Origin of the sequence: Caproicibacter fermentans, assembly GCF_009746625.1 — a bacterium.
GTDB lineage: Bacteria > Bacillota > Clostridia > Oscillospirales > Acutalibacteraceae > Caproicibacter > Caproicibacter fermentans.
In genome coordinates, this window is sequence record NZ_VWXL01000014.1 from 231062 (window position 1) to 247073 (window position 16012).

Consider the following 16012-nt stretch of genomic DNA (forward strand, 5'->3'; position numbering starts at 1 on the left):
CGGACGGAGGGCCTTTTCTTTTTGTCCGGCTTATCAGGCGGCGGAAAAGGTGTTATACTAACTTAAGATGAACCGGAATCCGGATCACGGAAAGGAGACAGACATGAACGGTTTTACTTATTATTCACCGACCAAAGTAGTGTTCGGGGGCGGCAGCGAGCGGGATGCGGCGGCTGAAATCCGCGCGTTCGGCGGCAGTAAGGTGCTTCTGGTTTACGGGGGACACAGTGCGGAAAAGAGCGGACTGCTTTCCAGAGTTTGCCGCACGCTGGAAGAAGGCGGACTGCAGTACCGTAGCATTGGCGGCGTGAAGCCGAATCCGCGTCTGGATCTGGCGGAGCAGGGCGTGAAGCTGGCGCTGGAATACGGGGCGGATTTTCTTCTTGCAGTTGGCGGAGGGAGCGTGATTGACACGGCGAAGGCGATTGCCCTCGGCGCCACTCACCCCGAAACCCGGCTCTGGGATTTCTGGCTGAGAAAGGCGGAACCGAAAGGGAGCCTGCCCGTCGGCGTGATTCTGACGATTTCCGCGGCGGGGAGCGAGACAAGCGATTCCGCCGTGCTGACCAATCAGGAAACCGGCGAGAAGCGCGGACTGAGTACGGCTTACAACCGCCCCCGCTTTGCGTTTCTTGATCCGGAGCTGACGTTTACGCTTCCGAAATATCAGATTGCCTGCGGCGTTGTCGATATTATGATGCACACGCTGGACCGCTATTTTACCCCGACGGAGGGGAACGAGCTGACGGATGAGCTTGCGGAGGCGCTGCTGCGCGTGGTGATCCGCAACGGCCCGAAGGCTTTGGAAAAGCCCGACGGGTATCAGGCGATGAGCGAACTGATGTGGGCGGGCAGCGTTTCCCACAACGGCCTGACCGGCCTTGGTGCCCTGACGGATTTCGCGACGCACCAGCTGGGGCACGAGCTCAGCGCGATGTTTGACGCGGCGCACGGCGCAAGCCTTTCCACCGTCTGGGGGTCGTGGGCGAAATACTGCTATGAAACCAAGCCGGAGCGCTTTGCCCGGTATGCCCGCAATGTCTGGGGCGTGAGCGGCGGAGAGGGGACCGAAGAGGCGGCGCTGAAAGGAATTGAAAAAACGGTCGCCTATTTTAAATCCCTGGATATGCCCGTCGATTTTTCCAGCCTCGGCATCGGGGTGCAGAGCAAAGAGACGCTGCGCGAGCTTGCCGACCGCTGTGTGTTCCGCGGCGAGAGGAAAATAGGACATTTCCGTGAACTGGACCGCGAGGACGTGTACCGGATTTACAGGATGGCGAATCATTGACAAGGCAAAGGCCCGCAGGCGAGACTGCCCGCGGGCCTTTGGAATAAGAGAAAAGTCAGGAGAGATGAGTTTGAAACTGAATCGGGAAATTCTGGACGAAGTGTCGCGGAACCGGGAAGAGGCGCTGGAACTTCTGAAAACCATCGCAAAAATCCCCGCCCCGTCCAATCACGAGGAAAAGCGCGCGGAGTTTTGCAGAAGCTGGCTGGAACAGCAGGGCGCGAAGGGAGTTTTTATCGACGACGCCCTCAATGTCGTTTATCCCATCGGCTGCAAGGAAAACAATCCGCTGGTTGTTTTTATGGCCCATACCGACGTCGTTTTTCCGGATACGGATGAACTGCCGGTTGTGGTGGAGGATGGTAAAATCAAGGCGCCGGGCATCGGGGACGACACGGCGAACCTGACGGCTCTGCTGATGGCGGCGAAATATGTTGCGCAGCACGGCCTTTCGCCGAAAGAGCATGGGGTTTTGCTGGTGATGAATTCCGGGGAGGAGGGCCTTGGCAACCTGAAGGGCTCGCGCAAAATCATGGAAACCTACGGAAGCAGAATTAAGGAGTTTTATTCCTTTGACGGTTCAAACAGCACCGTTGTCAACCGTTCGGTCGGGTCGAGGCGTTACCGTGTGGAGGTCCTGACCGAAGGAGGGCATTCCTATGCGAAATTCGGGAACCGCAATGCCATTGCATACCTCTCTTCCATGATCTCAACGCTGTACACCATGGTTCCTCCGAAGGGAGGAAAAACCACCTACAATGTGGGGACAATCCAGGGCGGGACCTCCGTCAACACGATCGCCCAGCAGGCGGAGATGCTCTATGAATTCCGCTCCGACCGGCAGGAGGGGCTGGAGGCAATGGAACGGCACTTCCGCGCGGTGATCGAGGCCTATCGTGCAAAGGGGGTTGCCGTCAATGTCGAACGGATCGGCGAACGGCCCTGCATGGGGGATGTCGATGCGGAAAAACAGAGGGCGCTGTCCGAAAAAGCCGCCCAGGCGGTCAGAACTCATTATCTCAGCGAACCGCTGTTCCATTCCGGTTCCACCGACTGCAATATTCCGCTGTCGATGGGAATTCCGAGCGTGTGCGTCGGCTGTTATGCGGGGGACGGGGCGCATACCCGTTCGGAATGGGTTGAGATTTCCAGTTTGCACAGCGGTTTGAACCTTGCGCTCGACCTGATTCTTGACACATTTGATTGAGCCGTTGCTGAAAAACTTTCGCGTCATGGCCGATTCGGGCCTTTGCCTGTTTGAAATCGCGGATATCTATGGTATAATTCAAATGTTAAGAACAGGTTAAATAATTATGAAGAAGCGAAGGGAACGGTATTACGCAAAGCGATTACATAGAAAGGGAACCCTTTTCGAAGAAGGAACTCGTGCGGCTGATCTGGCCGCTGGTCATTGAACAGTTTCTGGCGGTAACCATCGGCATGGCCGACACCGTCATGGTTGCGACCGCGGGGGAGGCCGCGGTTTCGGGAATTTCGCTTGTCGACGCGATCAACACGCTGCTGATTCAGATTTTCGCGGCTCTGGCAACCGGGGGGGCCGTGGTGGCGTCGCAGTATCTTGGAAGTCAGAAACGGGAAGACGCCTGCCGGTCCGCAAAACAGCTTTTATATACCATCACGGTTCTGGCAATCGGCATCACGGTGGTTTCCGTCATCTTCTGCCAGCAGATTTTACGGTTTGTGTTCGGCGGAATTGAAGCGGATGTCATGTCAAACGCGCAGGTATACTATTACCTTACCGCGTTATCCTATCCCTTTCTGGCGATTTATAACGCCGGGGCGGCGTTATACCGTTCGATGGGCAACAGCCGCATCTCCATGATGGTTTCCATCTTAATGAACCTGATCAATATTGTTGGGAACGCCATTCTGATTTACGGATTCAACTGGAGCGTCGCGGGGGCCGGCACGGCGACCCTGCTTTCCAGAATTGCCGCGGCGGTGCTCATGCTTGTGCTGATTCGCGGCAGGGACAATTTAATTTTCATTGAAAAAATCTTTCAATTTGAATTTCATCCGGATATGATCCGCCGGATTCTTGGGATCGGAGTTCCGAACGGGCTGGAAAACGGGATGTTTCAGGTCGGCAAGCTGTTTGTTCAGAATCTGATCACTTCATTCGGAACCTCCGCGATCGCCGCCAACGCGATCGCGAACAGCGTTTCGAGTTTTTCCAACATTCCGGGCGCGGCAATCGGGCTTGGGCTGATCACGGTGGTCGGGCAGTGCGTCGGGGCGAAGGATTATGACCACGCCGTTTCGTACACCAAGCGGCTGATGAAGGCCGCGTACCTGTCCATGGGCGTTTTGAATGTACTCCTATTCTTCTTCGCGGGACCGATTGTCGGAGTGTTCAATCTAAGCGCCGATGCAACGGGCAGCGCGGCTCAGATCCTTGTCTATTTTGCGGTTTTCAACGCGGTAATCTGGCCGGTTTCCTTTACGCTTCCCAACGCGCTCCGCGCGGCGGGAGACGCCAGGTTTACGATGGCGACCTCGATGATTTCCATGTGGGTTTTCCGGATCGGCTTCAGCTATGTGCTCAGCCTGTATCTCGGCCTCGGGCTTTTAGGAACGTGGCTGGCCATGTTTATCGACTGGATCGTCCGCTCGATCGTCTTTCTCATTCGCTTTGCAAACGGGAAATGGAAGCGGCTCAAGGTCATATAAAAATAAAATGGAAAATTGCGAGGCCCCGCGCCCGTGATATTGATATGCTCCCTTTATGAGAGACAGTGAAAAGGAAAAACACTGTACATCATGAAGGGAGTATTTCTATGCCGAACAAGTCGAAAGCAACGATTGAGGAAAAGGTTAAAGTTACCAGAGAGAATATAAAAGAAAATAGTTTTTTATTGTCCTCTTGACGGGAAACAGTAAAATATCTGGCGCGGGCCTTTTGGTGGTTCAAGATGGCTTGTCACCGGGGAAGCAAAACAAAGGGAATCCTTTGTCATGATAAGATTGATGGATGATGATAGAAAAAATTCGTGACAAAAATTGATTCTTTTGCTATAATTCAAATGCTGGAAAATAAGCGATTGTTTATATGGAAATATTTGTAATTATAGAGTAAAATAAAAAAAGATAACAATTTTTACCAACGCCCTGGGAGATTTAAAATGTTGATGACGGATAATAAAAAAAGAAAATTCCTTTCTGAACGGCTGTGGATCGCGGCGGTCACTGTAATGATTTTTGTTACGGAGGCCGCTTACGGGGCATACCGCGGGATCTATGAGCAGATTCTGCCCGGCGATGCCATGAGCCGGGTGGCGAACGCTTACTATGTTCTGTTTGTAACCCCCCCGCGCCTGAGTTCTATGGGGTTGATTTGGAATCCGTTGCCCAGTCTCTTGGAAATTCCGCTGGTTGCCCTTTCAACCGTCTGGAAGCCGATGGCTTCCCGCGCGGTGGCGGGGGACATTGTATCCGCGGCATTTGCGGCCCTTACCGCCATGATCCTCCTTCAGACATTTCAAAAATTCCGCATTTCATTTGGATATTCCCTGCTCATCACACTTTGTTACGCGTTGCACCCCTATATTTTTTATTATGGGTCAAACGGAATGAGCGAGGGTATGTTTATTTTTTTTCTGGTTTACTGTATCTGTAATCTGACTTTATGGTTTACCTACGGGACCGGCAGCTATATTATTAAAATGGCGTTTGGCTTGGTGGGCGGCTTTCTAATCCGGTATGAAGCGATTCCGTTTGCGGTCGGAATCGGCGTTTGCATCATTCTGAACATTCTGTATAACCCCCGCGAAAAACCGTACTGGTTGGTCGGTAACGCCAAAAGAGAGCGTTTTCATTATATTGAAGGTACGCTGGTAACCCTTTATACTCCTGCGGCTTACGCCGGCATCGTGTGGATTCTGTTATGTCTTGTTATTACCGGAAATCCTCTCTACTTTTTAAATTCCGGCTATTCCAACGCGGGGCAGAGCGCCTTCGCTTCGGGGGTTACGACATTTTCGGCCCTGACGCAGTATGTGCTGTTCAGAGCCATGCCGTTTTTGGTCTTCTTTCTTACGATCGTTTTTGTCCGCGTGTTTCGGGGAACTCTTTTTCGCTACGATTTTTTGTGCCTTTTTTTCCTTGTCATGTCTCTTCTTTCTTTTCATATTTTAATGTACTGGAAAGGAACTTCTTACGGATGGCTTCGCTATTTCTGCTACAGCCTTCCGACCTGCGTCGCCTGGATGCCTTACGAGATGTCGACTTTCCAAAATGAAACCGTGCCTGAGCCTTATGGACTGCCCGCGCGGCGGGGACGGCAGGCCGAACAGGTTAAGAAAAAGGGCAGACTGCTTTTCAAAATACTGCTCCCTTGTTCCCTTGTTCTGTCCGTTCTGCTGCTGAATAACGTGCTGAAAGACAGCAGTATCGTCGATCAGGAAATAGGGACGCACGTTTATCAGGAAAATCTGGAAATCGCCGATTACATCAATGACAAGCTGCCGGACAAAAGAGTCCTGACGGATGTATTCACCACCTATAACGTTGCTCTCAATGTGAACAATTTTCAGAATCTGGTGGTAAGCAGCAGCCCGGATTTTGAAAAATGTGTGGCGGACCCGGTGGGCAGCGGCATTGAGTATTTACTGGTGCCGGACCCGAAGGGAGTCAGCAACTACGATGCGATTAACGTTGCCTACCCGAATCTGTATGCCCAAGGCGCCGACTGGTGCAGAGAAGTATACGATTTCGGGGATTATAAACTGTTTCAAGTAACCGGTTAAAGGCGGTGCTAAAGGATGAACAAACCGGAAATCAGATTGGGAGATAGACTGGTACAGGCCGGATATATTACGGATGAGCAGCTGGATACCGCCGTTGAGCTCCAAAAGCGGGACGGCGGCCTGCTGGGAGACTGCCTGATCCGGTACGGGTACCTTACAGCATACCAGCTTTCCGATTTTATCTATCAGAATCAGTTTTCCAGGTTAGGCGAACTGCTGATCCAGGACCGGAAAATTACACGGGATCAGCTGGAAAAAGCGCTGGACTACCAAAAGCAGAACGGCGGACGAATCGGCAGCATCTGCGTCCATCTCGGCCTTTTGTCTCAGGATTCCCTGGAACAGACGCTTCAGAAGCACAGCCGCGATAAGGGCAGATTGGGCGACATTCTTCTTCGCGACGGAATTCTGACGCAGGAGCAGCTTAATAACGCGCTTAATATGCAGCGGAGGAGCGGCGGCCGGCTGGGCGATATTTTGCTTTTCCTGCGGTATGTGGATCAGGAAACCCTTTGTCGGGAGCTTGCAAACCAATTTGAGCTGGGGCGCCTCGGGGACGAGGTCGATCTTGCGAAAGTGCGTAAGCTGCCGTATCGGTTGGCGGATAAGCACAAAGCGATCGTTGTATCCGAATGGAAGGACGCTTTTTTGCTGGCTGTGCCGAATCGCTTAGACGATGCGGCGGTCGGCGAAATCGCCTCCTTTCTCAGAAAACCGGTCGAGCAGGTTCTGGCCACACCGGAGGAAATGAGCGATTTATGGGATCGGTGTTATAAGAAGATTGAGCGGCACAAAAGCGTTTTCGACCTGTACGACAACCAGCCGCAGAATTCCGCGATTGTTACATTCAGCACTCCGCAGCTGATTACGCTGATCGTGCTGGGGATTGCAATATTGGTCGGGATTCTTGTGGACTGGTTCGCGACTCTTTTTGTGGTTAACATGGCGATACAGATCGTTTATGCGCTTATGACGATTCTGAAACTCTATTTGGTTCTGCGGGGAGAGGACGAAAACAGCCAGCTGCGATTTACACGGGAAGAATTGGAACAGATCGACGAAAAAGACCTTCCGGTGTATACGGTTCTGATCCCGGTTTATCATGAAACCGAGGTGATCAGAACGCTGCTGCGGCACATCGCCTCAATGGACTACCCCAGTTATAAGCTGGACGTGCGCGTTTTGCTGGAAGAGGACGACCTGCAGACGATTGAGGCGGTAAGGGCGATTCAGAAATCGGGAGACATTCCGTTTGAGTTTTCTCCGATCATCGTTCCAAAATCACAGCCGCAGACAAAGCCGAAAGCCTGCAATTACGGGCTTTTGCAGGCGCGCGGAGAATATGTGGTGATTTATGACGCGGAGGACCGGCCGGAACCGGACCAGCTGAAAAAAGCATATCTTTCTTTTCAGATGCTGCCGGAGGAATTTGTTTGCATTCAGGCAAAGCTGAATTATTACAACAGCGATCAGAATTTTCTGACGAAGCTCTTTACGCAGGAATACAGCATGTGGTTTGAAAATCTTCTGGTCGGCGTGATGCAGATGGATATCCCGGTTCCGCTGGGGGGTACCTCCAACCACTTTAAAATGAGCTTTCTGCGGGAAGTCGGCGGCTGGGACCCCTTTAACGTGACGGAGGACGCCGATCTGGGCGTAAGGCTGTTCAAGTTCCGGTATAAAACCGCGGTGCTGGACTCCAGAACCTGGGAAGAGGCAAATTCGAATCTGAAAAACTGGACGCGGCAACGTTCGCGCTGGATCAAGGGCTACATGCAGACCTGGTTTGTTCACATGAGGCATCCGGTGCAGCTGTTTCGTGAACTGGGGCTGCGCGGCTTTATCGGCTATCAGGCGATGGTTTTCGGCACGCCCGTGCTTCCGCTGATCAATCCGTTCCTCTGGCTGATGATGATTCTCTGGTTTGCAACTAAGGCCTGGTGGATCCAGTATTTGTTCCCGGGTTTCCTTTACTATATTTCCATGATCCAGTTGATTTTCGGGAATTTTATGTTTACCTACATCAATATGGTCGGCATGTATTCCGTCATTCGAGACTGTAATTTAAAAAAGCAGCAGTCCTTTTCTTATTCCTTAATCAAATACGCCTTGCTGACTCCGGCTTATTGGGCCTTAATGAGTGTGGCCGCCTATAAAGCCCTGTTCCAACTGCTTCGAAAGCCGTTTTACTGGGAAAAGACGATTCATGGTCTGGATGAACCGGCAGCGGAAAACGAGGGGGAAAACACAGGCTGATCTCTGTAGTAATGAGGCAAAGGCGGAGCTTATTTGTTCGAAAGTCAAAAATGTCTGGAGGAATGAAAAATGCACAAGGTCAAAAAACCATATCCTGCTCAACTGCTTGTCATTTTATCCCTGCTGGTGTCTTTATTGTATACGGAGCTGCCGGTGACCTGCTTTGCGGCCGGGGCGGGACAAACAACTTCCTCCGCGGCGCTCAATGAAACGCAAAGGCAGCAGAAGGAAGAGGGCGACCGCCTTACCGCCGAGGCCGACGCGGCAAAACAGAAAGCGGACGAACTTGTCCTGGAGGGGAAACTGAACCGCCTGAACAGCGATTCGGCGGATATTCAGCTGTTTTCTCAGACGGTCCACCTGAGCATGCCGCGGAATACCGCTTCCTACACATTCCGGATACCGAACGGGACCGTGCTGCAGGATGGATGCTATCTGAACCTTGATCTGCATATTTCCAGCACCCTGCTTGAAAACCGTTCCAGCATCACGATTGCGGTCAACGGAACAAACCTCGATACGAAGTGGATCCTCAGCGTTGTCAAAAATCAGGCATCGTGGTGGAAAATTCCCGTTCCTGTTTCCCTTTTAAAAACAGACGGCAGCTACAACACCTTGACGATTACCACCGCGCAGCGGTCTATTGAAGGCGACTGCGCGGATATTGATAACCCTTCCAACTGGGTGCGGTTTGACCCGGATTCTTTTTTGCACCTTGCAATCGCTCGGTATGCCGAACCGAATCTTGGAAATCTTTATTCCTATTATTATGATAACCTGGATGACGGATTCAGCTTAAAAAACGAATTTGTCCTGCCGTCGAATCCGAAAACAACTGACATTACATATATGCTGAAAGCGGCGTCCGCCATCGGAAGCAGCAGCCGATGGAAAAATCTTCTTGATTTTAAAGTTTCAAAATCCGAACCCGCCGACCCGAACATCAAAAATAAAATTTATCTGGGAATTTTGCAGAACTGGTCTGGGAACGCGAATCTGACCCTGCCGGGAGCCCTTGCGGAAAACGAAGGTTTTCTGTCGGTTAAGGGCGAAAACGCCCTGATTACCGGGAGGGACGAAGCAGGGCTTAAAAAGGCAGTGGACTTTTTTTCGGCTCCCGCGTACCTGAATCAAATTGGGGGAAAAAGCCTGACGGTCAAATCCGCCGTTTCGGACATCTCCGCCGGGATAAAGCCGAACAACTCCGGTTATTATACGTTTCAGGATTTTGGCTATGACGACGTCAATCTGGCCGGGGCGTTTCATCAGACCACAACCATGAATTTCACGCAGCCGAGCGACGTCAGCAGCGGCGCCGCTTCATACGTCAATATAAAATTCCGGCATTCCAAAGCGTTAATGCCCGACAGCTCTCTCCTCTCCGTTTATATCAACGACACGGCCTGCGGCAGCGTGAAACTGAATTCCTCCAACGCAGACTCGGGCAACATCAAGGTCAGAATTCCCGCCGAAGCGCTGAAACAGGAAACAATCAGCGTAAAAATCGACGTATACAACTATCTTGGAAAAATCGACTGCTCCAAGGACTGGTATGATACCGCATGGACCGTGATCAACAAGGATTCCGAACTTTATTTTGAGCCCGGAAGCGCCGGCGTGACTCCGACGCTTTTGAATTTTCCGTCGTTCCCCACGTTTTCCGCGGACAATACCGCAGACGTGATGGTCTCCATGCCGGACGACTCCAGCCCGGATAACCTCACCGTGATGAGCCTTTTGTCCGTCAGGGTCGGCCAGAAAACCGGACAGACGTTTGACTATTCTCTCTGTTCCTCCGCGGCGAAGATTACGGAGGAGGACAAAAAAAAGAACATGATTTTTATCGGTTCCAACGATAAAGTCAGCCTGCCGGAGGAGGTTTCCGCCGCGCTGGGCGTCGTGCCGGCACAGGACGGCGCGTTTCACATTGCGAATGGGCTGACGCTGACCGCCGAGACGCTTCAGAATAAAATCGTGTTTCAGGTCATCCGGTCACCATGGAACTTTTATAAAAAAATCTATGTGATTACCTATGATAAGGGAATGGAAAAGAATCTGCAGGATTTTCTGAGCGACAGCTCCAGAATTAACAAATTGTCTGATGAGCTCAGCGTCGTTGACGCGCAGAATCATGTCACGGGGTATACGATAGGGGCAGGCGCCGGGGAATCCCAGAAAAAGGTGCCTCTGTCCTGGGAACGGATCAAATATCTGATCGAAAAGTACACGGGCATACCGGTGTGGGCGGCGGGGTTGATTCTCGTTCTGATCCTTCTTTGCCTGTATCTGCTGATTCAGGCAAAACGGAACAAAAAACGGTTCGAGCAGAACGCCGAGAAAATCAGACTCAGCATGGAAGGAAATTCCCGTGCCGCCGAAGAACCGGATGAATCCGACTTTGGCGCGTCATACGGCGGACCAGACCAGGACAGCCGCGAAGATGGCGCTGCCGCGGAACTGCCCTCCGCTGCCGAAACTCCGGAAAGCCCAATAAAGAAAAATGGACCCGCTCATTTCAAAGACGATCACCGCTGACTCCTTTTACTGAAATTTTCCTGGGGAAGGATGAAAAACAAGTGTATACCGTTCTTCTTTCCGGCGGTTCCGGAAAACGCCTTTGGCCGCTTTCCGGACCGATGCGTTCAAAACAGTACCTGAAAATCCTGACGGATGAAGAAACCGGATTGCCCTGCTCCATGGCGCAGCGCGTGTGGAAGCAGATCCGCAGGGCGGAGTTGGACGGCTGCTGTGTTATTTGCACCGACGAAACGCAGGCCGAGCTTCTTTCCGGCCAGTTGGGAAAGGTACGGATTGCCCTGGAGCCGGAGGGCCGCGACACGTTCGCGGCGGTGGCCCTTTCGTGCGCGTATTTAAAAAGCAGACTGCATGCAAAAAACGACGACATTGTCTGCGTTATGCCGGTGGACCCGTATACCGAGCAGTCCTTTTTTGATACGGTGCGCCGTTTGCCCGCGGCGCTTTCCGAGAGCGGAGCCGAAATTGCTCTGATGGGTGTTAAACCGACCGGCCCGTCCGTAAAATACGGTTATATTCTTCCAAAGGGCAAGGCCGGAGATTTCCTGCCGATTGATTCGTTTCAAGAAAAACCGGATGAAAAAGAGGCAAAAAGACTGCTTGGGCAGGGAGCCCTGTGGAACTGCGGCGTGTTTTGCCTCAGGGTGGGCAGTGTTCTGGAAAAGTTGTCCGAGCTGCGCCTGCCGAAGGAGTATGACGCCCTGTGCGCCCGGTACGGAAAACTGCCCGCCGTCAGTTTTGATTACGCGGTGCTGGAAAAATCAAGTTCATTGGTTGTCGTCCCTTTTGACGGCATGTGGAAGGATCTTGGAACCTGGGGCGCGGTTTCGGAGATTATGGATCGCACAAGCTGGGGAAACTGTATGATGGATCCGGAGTGTATCGGGTCCAATATCCTGAACGAAACCAATATCCCGGTTGTCGCCATGGGAATCAGAGACCTGATGGTTGTCGCAAGCAGCGACGGGATTCTGGTGACGGATAAAAACAGAAGTCAGCACCTGAAAGAATTTGTCACCCGGCTGGAGCCGAGGCCCGTTTTTGAGGAAAGAAGCTGGGGCACGGCATCCGTCCTTGATTTTTCAAGAGATAGCCGGGATTATACCATGATCCGCAAAGTACGGGTTCGGGCGGGGGGCGCGTTCGGCCCGGTCTGCAGGCAGAACCAGGACAAGCTGTGGACCGTTCTTTCCGGCAGCGGCCGGGCCGCAATCGGGGACCGGGAGCGGGCGCTGAAGACCGGCGACTGCGTTCAGGTGCCGCGGGGTACCACGCATTCCGTCAGCGCGGCGGAGGAATTGGTGATTCTTGAAGTTCAGAGAGGTTCCGGCATGCCGAATGAAGATCGCAGGGGAAAGGGGGAAACGCCGAAATGAACAGTCTGGTGGGCGATACGGGGTTTGTCGGCTCCAACCTGCTTGCGGAGTCACGGGGCTTTTTCGGCGGGCTTTATCACTCCGGTAATATTGGGGAGGCATACGGAACGAAACCGGACCTGCTGGTTTACGCGGGCGTACGTGCGGAAAAGTTTCTTGCGGACCGGTTCCCGGACCGCGACCTCGCCGACGTTGAAGAAGCGTTTTCCAACATTGAACGGATTGACCCGAAACGGTTGGTCCTGATTTCCACAATCGACGTTTTTTCGGAACCCAGGGGAGTGGATGAAAAAAGCGCGGTGAGCCTGTCCGGGCTGTCCCCTTACGGATCAAACCGATTCCACCTGGAGCAGCTGGTCAGGGGAAGCGGAAGGGATTGCCTGATTGTACGCCTGCCCGGCTTGTACGGTGTTAATTTGAAGAAGAACTTTATTTTTGACCTGATTCATGTGATCCCGTCTTTGCTGACGGACCGCAAATTCACGGAGCTGTCCGCCCGCGAACCCCGGCTGCGTGATTTTTATCAGGATCAGGGAAACGGCTTTTACCGGTGCGGAGCAATGAACGCGGAGGATCGGAAAATGTTGAAAGCCATGTTTGAGCGGCTGGAATTCAGTGCGGTCAATTTTACGGACAGCCGGGCAATTTTTCAGTTTTATCCGCTTTCCTGTCTGTGGGGACATCTCATGCGCGCGCTTGAGGAGCGGCTGCCGCTGATTCATCTTGCAACGGAACCGGTGCGCATTTCCGACCTGTATCGGTTTGTGACGGGAAGGGAGTTTCATAACGAGCTTGCAAAGGCAGTTCCGGATTATGGGTTCAAAACAATTTACGCAAATCAATGGGGCGGTAAAAACGGCTATCTTTTTGACCGCGAGTACGTCATGCGCGATATTAAAAATTTTGTTGAAAGGTATCGGCCGCAATGAAATTGTCTGTTTCCAACATCGCCTGGAAGGCGGAGCAGGATGAAGAGGTTTATTCGGAAATGAGCCGGCTTGGATTTACCGGTTTGGAAATTGCTCCAACACGGATTCTGACAATGCCTGTTTATGAAAAAGCCGGCGAAGCGGCGCTGTTTGCTCAAAATTTGCAAACACGCCGGGGACTCCGGATTGTTTCCATGCAGTCCATCTGGTTCGGCAGAACGGAGAATCTGTTTGGGCCGCGGCAGGAACGGGAAACCCTGATGGATTATACGCGCGGCGCAATCGATTTTGCTTCGGCATGCGGCTGCATGAATCTGGTATTCGGCTGCCCCCGCAACCGTGTGATGCAAAGCGCCGGTCAATACCCGCTCGCAGTGGCTTTTTTTCAAGAGACGGCAGACTATGCCCTGAAAAACGGTACGGTGATCTCGCTGGAAGCAAATCCCGCCGTTTACGGAACCAATTTTATCAATACGACCCTTGAGGCGGCGGAGCTGGTGGAACGCGTGAACTCGCCGGGATTCCGTCTTAACCTGGATTTCGGAACAATGCTGGAAAATCACGAAGAACCGGAAGCGGTTGCGTACGTTCTGCCGCTGGTCCATCATGTTCACATCAGCGAGCCTGGGCTGGGGCCGGTTCATTCACGCCCGGAACACGCGGAACTGATGCGCCTGCTTCGGCGGAGCGGATATGCCGGTTATGTTTCACTGGAAATGAAAAATCCCGGAAATCTGCAGACCGTGTTTCAATCGATGAATCTGCTGCAAAATGTTTTCGGGTAAATAGGGAGGGAGAGGGAGCATGGTTTATGACCGCATCATTATCGGAGGGGGAATCTACGGACTCTACGCGGCCCTGCAATGCGGAAGCAGGGGCGAACGGGTGGTTGTGCTGGAATATGAGGATGCGGCATTTCAAAGAGCCACTTTCATCAATCAGGCGCGGGTGCATATGGGGTATCATTATCCGCGTTCGTTTTCCACAGCCGCCAAATCGGCAGCCTATTTTGAGCGGTTCTGCCGCGACTATTCGTTTTGTCTGTTGAAAACCTTTGACCAAATTTATGCGATATCCGCCTCGTTTTCGTGGACAAGCGCCGAGCAGTTTCAAAAATTCTGTCACAGTGCCGGTATTCGTTGCGAGCGGGTGGAACCTGAAAAATTTTTTAAACCAAACCTTTGTGAGGGAGCCTTTCTGACAAAAGAGTATACGTTTGATGCCGCGATGCTGAGAGATTATTTTCTTCATGAAATCGGGCAAACAGATAGTGTGAGCGTGATTTATCACGCCCGGATTCAGGAACTCAGAAAGGAAAACGACTGTTACCGGATGACTCTTGCCGATGGAAGCAACCTGGAAAGCGCGTTTGTGCTGAATACGACCTATGCTTCGGTCAATCAAATTCTGGCAAAGCTGAATTATGAGCCGTTTAAGGCAAAATATGAATTGTGCGAAATCATTTTGTGCAGAGCGGATGAAAAACTGAAAAACGTGGGAATAACGGTTATGGACGGCCCGTTCTTTTCCATTATGCCGTTTGGCAGAACCGGGTATCATTCTCTGACGTCGGTCACGTTTACCCCACATATGACAAATTATGATTCCGTGCCGACGTTTCCCTGTCAGCAGGCCAGCCGCGGCACATGTTCCCCACAGCAGCTTGGAAACTGCAATACCTGCCCGGCCAGTCCGCCAAGCGCCTGGAGCTATATGTCGGGCCTTGCACATAAATATCTGCGAAGCGAATACGGCTTTCAGTACCGGAAAAGCCTTTACTCCATGAAGCCGGTGTTAATGGATTCCGAAATTGACGATTCACGACCCACTGTAATCCGCACTTTTTCCGTCAATCCCACTTTTATCAGCGTTCTTTCCGGTAAAGTCAATACAATATACGATTTGGACGAGGTGTTATTTCATGGCGGCGAGGGAGAATAATTTTGTATCTGTGGTCATCTATATCTATAATGACGCGGACATCATACAGGGCGAGCTTGAAGGAATCCATGAACTGCTGAGCGAAAAGTTCGTGAAATATGAATTGATCTGCGTGAACGACGATTCGACGGATGAAAGCCTGAAACAGATCAGAGATTTCGCGGCAAAAGTAAATGATTGCCCGGTCAGTTTGATCAATATGGGATATTACCACGGAATGGAGGCCGCGATGAAAGCGGGAGTCGACCTTTCCATCGGAGATTTTGTCTTTGAATTCGACAGGATCCCGGTGGACTTTGACCTGTCCTTGATGACGGATATTTTTGAAAAGGCACTGTCCGGCTACGATATTGTCAATGCGCGGCCCCGCAACATGCGAGGAAGAAAATCGATGCTTTTTTATCGGATTTTCAACCTGTTTTCCATCAGCGGCCAAAAACTGGGAACCGAATATTTTCGGCTTTTATCAAGAAGAACGATTAACCGCGTTGACGCCATAGGTCAGACCGTATTCTACCGGAAAGCTGTTTATTCCTCCTGCGGTTTGAAAATGGCAAATATTTTCTATGAAAATCGAATGCTCCCATCTCGTAAATCTAATTCCAAACAGCGAAAAAACAGGCGAAACATGGCGATGGATTCTCTGGTCCTTTTTACGGATCTCGCCTACAAAATTTCTTTTGTTTTCTGTATTTTAATGGCCCTGTTCATGTTGGGAACCGGGGCTTATACGGTCGCCGTTTATTTCGGGCAAAAACGTCCCGTCGAGGGGTGGGCGCCCCTGATGGGTATGATTTCCGCCGGGTTTTTCGGCGTATTCGGCATTCAGACTATCATTATCAAGTATCTGGAGCTGATCCTTTCCCTTGTGTTTAAAAAGCAGAAATACCTGATTTCATCGATTGAGAAACTGAAATGAGG

11 protein-coding genes are annotated in these 16012 nt (G+C 51.7%); all 11 read left to right on the plus strand.

The window, feature by feature from the left end:
* Positions 1 to 103: 103 nt before the first annotated feature.
* The 11 genes from CAFE_RS03010 (at position 104) to CAFE_RS03060 (ending at position 16010) form a co-directional block, all read left to right on the plus strand.
* On the plus strand, positions 104 to 1288 hold the full coding sequence (locus tag CAFE_RS03010; protein ID WP_066649667.1) for an iron-containing alcohol dehydrogenase: 1185 nt from the start codon (positions 104 to 106) through the stop codon (positions 1286 to 1288).
* A 70-nt stretch (positions 1289 to 1358) separates the two neighbouring features.
* Entirely contained in the window at positions 1359 to 2495 is a 1137-nt protein-coding gene (locus CAFE_RS03015; RefSeq protein ID WP_413814414.1) for a M20/M25/M40 family metallo-hydrolase, read from the plus strand.
* 179 nt (positions 2496 to 2674) lie between these two features.
* Positions 2675 to 3979, plus strand: a complete 1305-nt coding sequence (locus tag CAFE_RS03020) for an MATE family efflux transporter (protein ID WP_330593839.1) — start codon at positions 2675 to 2677, stop codon at positions 3977 to 3979.
* A 458-nt stretch (positions 3980 to 4437) separates the two neighbouring features.
* Positions 4438 to 6054, plus strand: a complete 1617-nt coding sequence (locus CAFE_RS03025; protein WP_156989737.1) for a hypothetical protein — start codon at positions 4438 to 4440, stop codon at positions 6052 to 6054.
* Between the two features lie 15 nt (positions 6055 to 6069).
* Positions 6070 to 8310 (plus strand): glycosyltransferase family 2 protein, encoded by a 2241-nt coding sequence (locus CAFE_RS03030; protein ID WP_156989738.1) that lies wholly within the window; start codon positions 6070 to 6072, stop codon positions 8308 to 8310.
* 69 nt (positions 8311 to 8379) lie between these two features.
* The gene (locus CAFE_RS03035; RefSeq protein WP_156989739.1) at positions 8380 to 10845 is read left to right on the plus strand and encodes a cellulose biosynthesis cyclic di-GMP-binding regulatory protein BcsB; all 2466 of its coding nucleotides are present in this window, start codon (positions 8380 to 8382) and stop codon (positions 10843 to 10845) included.
* Between the two features lie 41 nt (positions 10846 to 10886).
* The gene (locus CAFE_RS03040) at positions 10887 to 12221 is read left to right on the plus strand and encodes a sugar phosphate nucleotidyltransferase (protein ID WP_156989740.1); all 1335 of its coding nucleotides are present in this window, start codon (positions 10887 to 10889) and stop codon (positions 12219 to 12221) included.
* Positions 12218 to 13150, plus strand: coding sequence for a Rossmann-fold NAD(P)-binding domain-containing protein (locus CAFE_RS03045; RefSeq protein ID WP_156989741.1), 933 nt, complete (start codon positions 12218 to 12220; stop codon positions 13148 to 13150). The genes CAFE_RS03040 and CAFE_RS03045 overlap by 4 nt, the downstream gene beginning before the upstream one ends.
* On the plus strand, positions 13147 to 13935 hold the full coding sequence (locus CAFE_RS03050) for a sugar phosphate isomerase/epimerase family protein (protein ID WP_156989742.1): 789 nt from the start codon (positions 13147 to 13149) through the stop codon (positions 13933 to 13935). Before CAFE_RS03045 ends, CAFE_RS03050 begins: the two co-directional genes overlap by 4 nt.
* Before the next feature lie 19 nt (positions 13936 to 13954).
* Complete coding sequence (locus tag CAFE_RS03055) at positions 13955 to 15091, plus strand: FAD-dependent oxidoreductase (RefSeq protein WP_156989743.1); 1137 nt, start codon at positions 13955 to 13957, stop codon at positions 15089 to 15091.
* Positions 15072 to 16010, plus strand: a complete 939-nt coding sequence (locus tag CAFE_RS03060; RefSeq protein ID WP_156989744.1) for a glycosyltransferase — start codon at positions 15072 to 15074, stop codon at positions 16008 to 16010. Before CAFE_RS03055 ends, CAFE_RS03060 begins: the two co-directional genes overlap by 20 nt.
* Positions 16011 to 16012: the final 2 nt, after the last annotated feature.